The organism is Bacteroidales bacterium (assembly GCA_021157585.1).
Lineage (GTDB): Bacteria > Bacteroidota > Bacteroidia > Bacteroidales > UBA12170 > UBA12170.
In genome coordinates this window covers 1-7,400 of the sequence record JAGGWH010000095.1, presented here as the reverse complement: position 1 = coordinate 7,400, position 7,400 = coordinate 1, and the positions used below count along the sequence as shown (strand labels likewise).

The following is a 7,400-nucleotide window of genomic DNA, read 5'->3' as shown; positions in this document are numbered from 1 at the left end:
CTGTAAATGCACAAGATTGGTACACACCAGAAGCATATTCTGAACAAATCCTTGGCTATGTAATTACACAAGATGGCGAAAGAATTGAATCTAAAATGTTTATTCACAACCCTTGGGCTATTGCCAGTCGTATTTCTTTTGCTCACCCTGATATTCAAAAAGAAGGTAAGAAAACAAAGTTTAAACTCTATAAAGCGGGTACATTTCCTGAATATGGATTTAACGGACTTAAATTTGTTTCTAAAAAACTTCCTTCTATGGGTAAAGCCTATTTATTGGTTCTTATTGATGGGAAAGCTTCTTATTATGAATATTACGAAGAAGTGGATAGAAAAAGAGAGATTGTTCATTATATTGGTATAAACGGTAAGCTTATGCCAACCAACGATATTCGCTTAGCAAAATTCAAAAAAGGCGGTGCTAAATTATTTGCCGATTGTAAGCCTGTTGCAGATAAAATTGCTAATGGAGAATATACCATTAACGATATCGAAACCATTATTAAAGAATATAATGAACTGAAAAAATAGTTTCAGTTTTATTTAGAATATAAAGCCTCCTATTTTGGAGGCTTTTTTTATTTCTCAGGCTTCCTCTATTGTTTATTTCTTATTCTTTTAACTATTCATTTGTTAAATACTGTGAATCTTTGATGCCAGTTCCGTAGAACTGTTTAATTTAGCTGTCGAATATTTTCCAAAATATTCTAAAAAACATGATGATAAATTCGGAAAGCTTAAAAGATGAGCCAATTAGCGCTCTTTTTTTAAAACCTCTAGATTTTTATCAAACGTATAAAATAAAATAAACTATGTCAAAAACTCATTCATTTCATATTCCCGTTATGGGCATCGCCTTTACTATTGACACGCCATTAAAGGTTTCTCAGTTTGGTATTGATTCTGTAATTTCTTTAGTTGATGATATTCTTCTTGAAAAACTAAGAAAAATGTATAGTGAAAAATTTAAGCTTCCTTACGAAGAAATCACAGATAAAATTGAAGATTTCAGAGCCAAAAGAATTACTTCCTACCTAAATCTCATTAACGAATTAGCGGAAAAGAAATTTGAAGAAATAAAAAATGCGACCAATGAAAAAGCACAAGAACTAAAAAAATATTTCAATCTCCTTCCCGATAATTCCACATTAAAACAAGAGTTTCAGAAGCTGACAGCAAAACATTTTAACTTAGAAGAAATCAGAAGTTGGATAAAAAATAATTTATCAATGGGTAGTATTGATGTAAATATTATGACCAAAATTGATAAGGATAATTATTTTAAAGGAGAAAAACTTCCAACGGAATATAATGATGCCCATGCTGCACTTCGTGGTTTTGCAAATAGCGATTTACATTCTTCCATAGTACTTTCTGCCGGAATGAATCCACGACTCTATGGTTATATGGAGAATTTTGAAGACTTCTATCCCAATGAAAAAGGCGAAATAAAAAAGAAAATTATTTTAAAGGTTAGCGATTACAGATCGGCTTTAATACAAGGTAGGCTTTTTGCAAAAAAAGGTTTGTGGGTTTCTGAGTATAGAATAGAATCGGGACTTAATTGTGGCGGACATGCTTTTGCTACCGAAGGTCACTTACTTGGGCCCGTTTTAGAAGAATTTAAAGAAAATAAAGAAAAACTTTACCGCTTGGCAAATGAGGTTTTAGCACAAGGACTTGCAGCTAAAAATCGTATTATACCAAAAGAAAAGATGAAGTTTATTATTACGGCTCAAGGTGGAGTTGGTACCGCAGAAGAACATCAGTTTTTAATAGATCATTATCAAATAAGTTCCGTAGGCTGGGGAACACCATTTCTTTTGGTTCCCGAAGTAGTAACCATAGACAAGCCATCTTTAGATCAGCTAATAAAAGCCAAAGAAGAAGACTTATATTTAAGCGGTATTTCTCCTTTAGGCGTACCTTTTAACAGCCTAAGGGGAAACACTAAAGATGTTGAAAAGCTTGCCTTAGCGGCAGCGGGAAATCCCGGTAGCGTATGTCCCAAGAAATTTGTTGCTTTGAACAAAGAATTCACCGAGAAAAGCATTTGTACCGCATCGCGTCAATATCAACGACTAAAACTAAAAGAACTAAACGAAGAAGCTCTTCCGGAAAAAGAATATCAAAAGAAGTATAATTCTATAATAGAAAAATCTTGTATTTGCGTAGGTTTAGGAACGTCTGCTTTGCTTGTTAATAATATGGATACCAAAGTGGAGGGCACAGGGGTTTCTGTTTGCCCTGGACCCAATATGGCTTACTTTTCAAGACAAATGAGTCTTAAAGAAATGGTGGATCATATTTACGGAAGAGTCAATGTAATTTCACGCACGGATAGGCCAAATATGTTTATCAAGGAGTTAAAAATTTATATCGATTTTCTGAAAAAGAAAATTGAAAATACAACAGTTTCTGCAACAGCTAAAGAAAAAAAGAGCTTATTTAATTTTGTTGAAAACCTAAAAGAAGGTATCAATTATTACGATAATTTATTTACAGAATTGAAAGGCAAATTTGAAGATACTAAAAACAATATTTTTAGCGAATTAGAAGCCAGCAAAAAAGATTTAAACCTTTTGTATTTAAAAATATAATCTGAATTAGTCTTTGTTTAAGATTACACAAGCATCAATTTCCGATTATTAGATTTACAGTAAGTAAATTATTTAGTACTTTTAGTCTTCTTTGCTGAAATTGAAATGCTATGGAATCGATAACGAATTTTTTGGATTTTGACCTGCTCACAATTGGTGACAACAAGATTAAAGTCTATACTCTGCTTGCTATTTTAATTATCTATTTGGCCACCAAACTAATTCTTTGGCTGATTAAGAAAGCACTCTTTCGTAAACAGAAATCTGCACAACTTGATATTGGAAATACCTACGCTCTTTATCAAATTATAAAATACATCGTTTGGGTTGCAGCTATTGGTTTACTTTTAGAAACCGTAGGGATTAAGGTTACGGTTTTAATTGCAGGATCTGCCGCTCTTCTTGTTGGTGTAGGATTAGGACTACAACAAACCTTTAATGATATTATCTCCGGCATTATTCTACTTTCAGAACGCTCAATAAAAGTGGGGGATATTTTAGAAATTGATGGCGATGTGGTAAAAATTCAAAGCATTGGACTAAGAACTTCAGAAGGCTTGAATAGAGATGATATCTCGGTAATTATACCCAACTCCTTAATCACAACCAATAAAGTAATCAATTGGAGCCACCAATCGCAGTTAACCCGTTTTATAATAACAGTTGGGGTTGCTTATGGAAGCGATGTTGATTTGGTAATTCAAATTTTAAAAGACAGCGCACTTGAACATCCTGATGTGACTAACAATAATGCACTTGATGCGCGCTTATTGGATTTTGGAAATTCCTCCCTCGATTTTCAACTACTATTTTTTAGCAAAAATATTTTCCGAATTGAAAAAGTGAAGAGTGATATCCGAAGAATTATTAATCGCAAGTTTGCAGAAAACAACATCAATATTCCGTTCCCTCAAATGGATCTTCATTTTAAATCCGGGACTCCAATAGATAAAATTAATACGTAAAAAATCACTTCTAACATAGAAAATGATTTTTATTTTAACTCTATCTTATATTCTCCATCATAATTTATATATACTCTACCACTTTCTTCTTTTTCAATTGATTGAAACATAAGAGATATTCCTGTGCATTTCTCAAATTCAGCATCAACTATTTTGCCCTGTTTTAAATCTATTAATGAGTAATATTCTTCCATACGCGAGCCCTCTCCCGCTTCATCATTTGGAACGAAATGTAAAATAGCCCAATTTGAGCTTTCAGGCCAATCTACCATAGTAAAAACCGAAGATGTATCATTATAAATGACAACAGCCTTCCTGCTCTCATAATCGAGTAATAAAGTATTATCATTTTCTATATAAACATCTTTAATTTCATTATATCTATCCGGATATGAAGTAATAAATCGATCATTGAAAAACAGCTCGGAAATGCATATATCATCGTATTTTGTTCCTGAATAACTTTCTATTACTTCCACTTTTAAAATAAAAGAAGGCATAAATGTTTTAGGAGTAACCACTTCTGAAAATCGATTATAACTCTCTCCGGAAAAGGATTTACAGGCTACAGAAGCTTTTTTCTGAAAATCGAGTAAGACTTTTTTATCTAAATTTAACGGAAAAGACTGTAATCCGAAAGTATCTGATAATTCTATATTTTTATCCAAAGGGATTTCTTTAATAATATACAAACTACCCACCTCGGTACTAAAACCTTCGGGATAAAATGCAGAAAATAAAGACAGCTTAATTTTCTTTGGTCGCGAGTTTTGATAATACAGCTGTTCGCTCTTTCCATAGCCCGAAAAAATATTTAAAATGATATTCTCCAAAGCAATATTTGTTGGTATTTTAATGTATAGTGTCGATTGTTTATCGGTTTTTGATTGCCCCACAAGCCAACAAGTTTTAAAATAACCATCGAATAAATTAGTAGACGGATACTTTCCACTATTTTCGGGATTGAAAAAATCTTTTATATCGCTTGAGGTAAAATCGTAGGGAAAAGGAGCCGATTCGTAATCCGGAGCAGCATCCATAAGAAACAACTCGCTAATTTTTGTACTCTCTTGCGCTTGTATATTTTGTAGAGATAAAAGTATTATGACAACAAAACCTACAATCTGTTTAACAAATTTGATTAATTTTTTCATGCATCTCTTTTATATATTCAACATAAGTGTTGTAAGCACCATTTTTAATAACTTTTAATCAGCATCTTTTTTCCCGAATAAGTTAAATTGAATAAATAAGCTTTTTCAAAAAGCGTACTCATCTTTATCATTTTTCACAAAATAAGCGAACGTATTTAACGAATACACATCCTATTTAATATCCTCAATACTAATTATTTAATCTACAAGAAGTCTAATACCAACTAATAGTTTTAATACTTATGATAAATTCATTACAAAGGATAAATTTCCTCTGATACATTTATAATGCCTTTCAATGCCCAAGCTTCTCCTATAACTTTACTATACTTTTCAATATTTTTGAGGTCTTCGGCTGTTAGCATTAGTTCGTTATATATCTCGCCCGATTCTTTACACGATTTAATAAATTGCTCTTCTCCATAAAGTTTTTTAATCCCATTTAAAGACCCAAAATTGGTTGGCAAAGCAACAGTCACTTCAAATAAATCGCCAAATCTTTGAACATCTTCTTTAGCCGTTTGGTAATCTTTATAGCCTTGACTTTTAAAGAATTTATCTAATTCTTCGTGGGAAGCTATTTCATTTTCTGTTGTTGTTTTAAACTCACTATAAGCATCACAGGTTTTTGAAATTCTATCCCAATCTTCTTGCGAGAATTTGTTTTCTGTAGCTTTAAGATCCATGTTTTTCAGAAGCACATCTTTTACGTAGATATTTTTTTCTTCATTGACTTTAGTAGTTGCTGCTTCCGCAACTTCTGTTTTAACAGCTTCTGTTTTAGTGTTTTTTTCTTGAGTAGCCGATTTACTCTCACTATCTCCACCACAAGAGAATAAGCCTAAAGTTGAAACTGCAATTAATACTAATGTTACTTTTTTCATTTTAATTTCTCCTTTTATTTTAAATTATTATGTTATATTTTCTCTTTTAAATGCACCACAATAAGAGTTTACACATCAACTCCTATTATCATTAAAATTTATCACATTAATAGTCTATGTTTAAGTCACTCGAATATACAAAATAATTGGCTTTGATTTTACCATACATAAACAATTTGAGCATATCTACCGGTAGGTATGAAGGTCAACCCATGCTAAGCTTAATCTGGAGATTAAGCCGAGCGAGGGGTAGAACAAATTATTTTGTTTGTTGACAAAACCGGATTAAACACAAAAACCTACATTATTTCCAAGAACGCGAATATTATTTCTTATAAAAAACAATAAAAACCTTCGTTAAGTACATAACTCGAAATTTGGCGGGTGTAGTTCAACACAGACTCATCGCTAGGTCTTGCAGACCGCTCAGAGTCCTATTTATTGTGCACTGGCTTTTTATATTATTACAAATTCTCTAAAATTACTTCTGTCAATTATCTTTGCTTCTGCGTTATAAGTTTTTATAAATGTTTCTGGTAATCTTATTTTTGATTTTGTTTTCCATTTAAATTCAAATCCATAGATTTTTCCGTCTTTTTCTTCTACAAAATCAATTTCTTGTTGTTGTTTGGTTCTCCAAAAATATATTCTAGCAAATGTATCTTTATAAATATTTTGTTTTCTCCTTTCTGATATGAGGAAGTTTTCCCAAAGAGCTCCAACATCTGTCCTTAATTTAAGAGAATTAAAATTTCCAATAATCATATTTCTTATTCCATTATCGTAGAAATAAATTTTTCTGTTTCTTTTTATCTCGTTTCTTAAATTTCTGCTAAAACTGTTCAACCTAAAAATAATATATCCTTTCTCAAGAATGTCAATATATTTTTGAATAGTGATTTTATTTACTCCTATTGTTCCTGCAAGTTCATTATAATTGACTTCACTTCCCACTTGTAATGCAAGTGCTAATAAAAGGTTATCTAAGATTTCGGGTTTTCTGATTTCTGAAAATGAGAGAATATCGCGATACAAATAACTACTTACCAGGTTTTTTAATATTGTTCTCTCTTTACCTTTATTATTTAAAACTTCCGGGTAAAATCCAAATAATAATCTATTCTCTATTTGTTGTTCTGATTTTACAAAACCTTCTTTTTTTTCAAATTCTTCCCACGATATTGGAAACAATTCATATTCCCATTTCCTACCTGTTAGTGGTTCATTTAATTTATTCCCTAAATCAAAAGATGATGAACCGGAAACAAATAGTTGAACATTTTTAAATTGGTCAGTAATAATTTTAAGTGTTAATCCTATACCATCTATTCGCTGTGCTTCATCTACAAAAACAATTCTGTTTTCCCCTAAAATTGTTCGGATTTCTTCTGTGTTAGGATTTAAAAGTAATTGCCTAATTGATGGGTCGTCTGCATCAAGAAACAAATATTCTTGGCCTTCGAGTATTTTTTTTATTATTGTGGTTTTTCCTACTTGTCTTGCCCCAACAATTATAATTGCTTTTCCATTTCCAATTTTATCTATTATAGTATTTTCAATTATTCTTTGATACATTTCTTTTTTCTACAAAGATAAGTCGAATTATCGTAATGACCAATAGTTATGCCTAAAAGTCATTACGGTAGTCGTTTTTTAGCTTGCACACAACGGGAGTCCACGCAAAAACTCCCATATTTTTTCAAAAGAGCTTCCTGCGCTTTATCTCTTTAGCTGTACAAGCTGCAATTTAGTGAAAAAACGAATTTGCTGTTGAGTGTTTTGAAAATAAAAAGTGTTT

6 protein-coding genes are annotated in these 7,400 nt (G+C 31.6%); 3 read left to right on the top strand and 3 right to left on the bottom strand.

Going from position 1 to position 7,400, the window contains the following annotated elements; genetic code table 11:
• The 3 genes from J7K39_06400 to J7K39_06390 form a co-directional block, all read left to right on the top strand.
• Positions 1-530 (top strand): hypothetical protein (locus J7K39_06400; GenBank protein MCD6179517.1); only part of this gene is annotated, 530 nt, incomplete at its 5' end.
• Between the two features lie 281 nt (positions 531-811).
• A complete protein-coding gene (locus J7K39_06395) occupies positions 812-2,599 on the top strand; it encodes a hypothetical protein (GenBank protein MCD6179516.1) in 1,788 nt (595 codons plus the stop codon).
• 110 nt (positions 2,600-2,709) lie between these two features.
• On the top strand, positions 2,710-3,564 hold the full coding sequence (locus J7K39_06390) for a mechanosensitive ion channel (protein ID MCD6179515.1): 855 nt from the start codon (positions 2,710-2,712) through the stop codon (positions 3,562-3,564).
• 29 nt (positions 3,565-3,593) lie between these two features.
• Here the strand turns inward: J7K39_06390 and J7K39_06385 are convergent, their stop codons facing one another.
• From J7K39_06385 to J7K39_06375, 3 genes are all read right to left on the bottom strand, one after another.
• On the bottom strand, positions 3,594-4,718 hold the full coding sequence (locus tag J7K39_06385; GenBank protein MCD6179514.1) for a hypothetical protein: 1,125 nt from the start codon (positions 4,716-4,718) through the stop codon (positions 3,594-3,596).
• 254 nt (positions 4,719-4,972) lie between these two features.
• Entirely contained in the window at positions 4,973-5,602 is a 630-nt protein-coding gene (locus J7K39_06380; protein MCD6179513.1) for a hypothetical protein, read from the bottom strand.
• A gap of 456 nt (positions 5,603-6,058) precedes the next feature.
• On the bottom strand, positions 6,059-7,177 hold the full coding sequence (locus J7K39_06375; GenBank protein MCD6179512.1) for an ATP-binding protein: 1,119 nt from the start codon (positions 7,175-7,177) through the stop codon (positions 6,059-6,061).
• Positions 7,178-7,400: the final 223 nt, after the last annotated feature.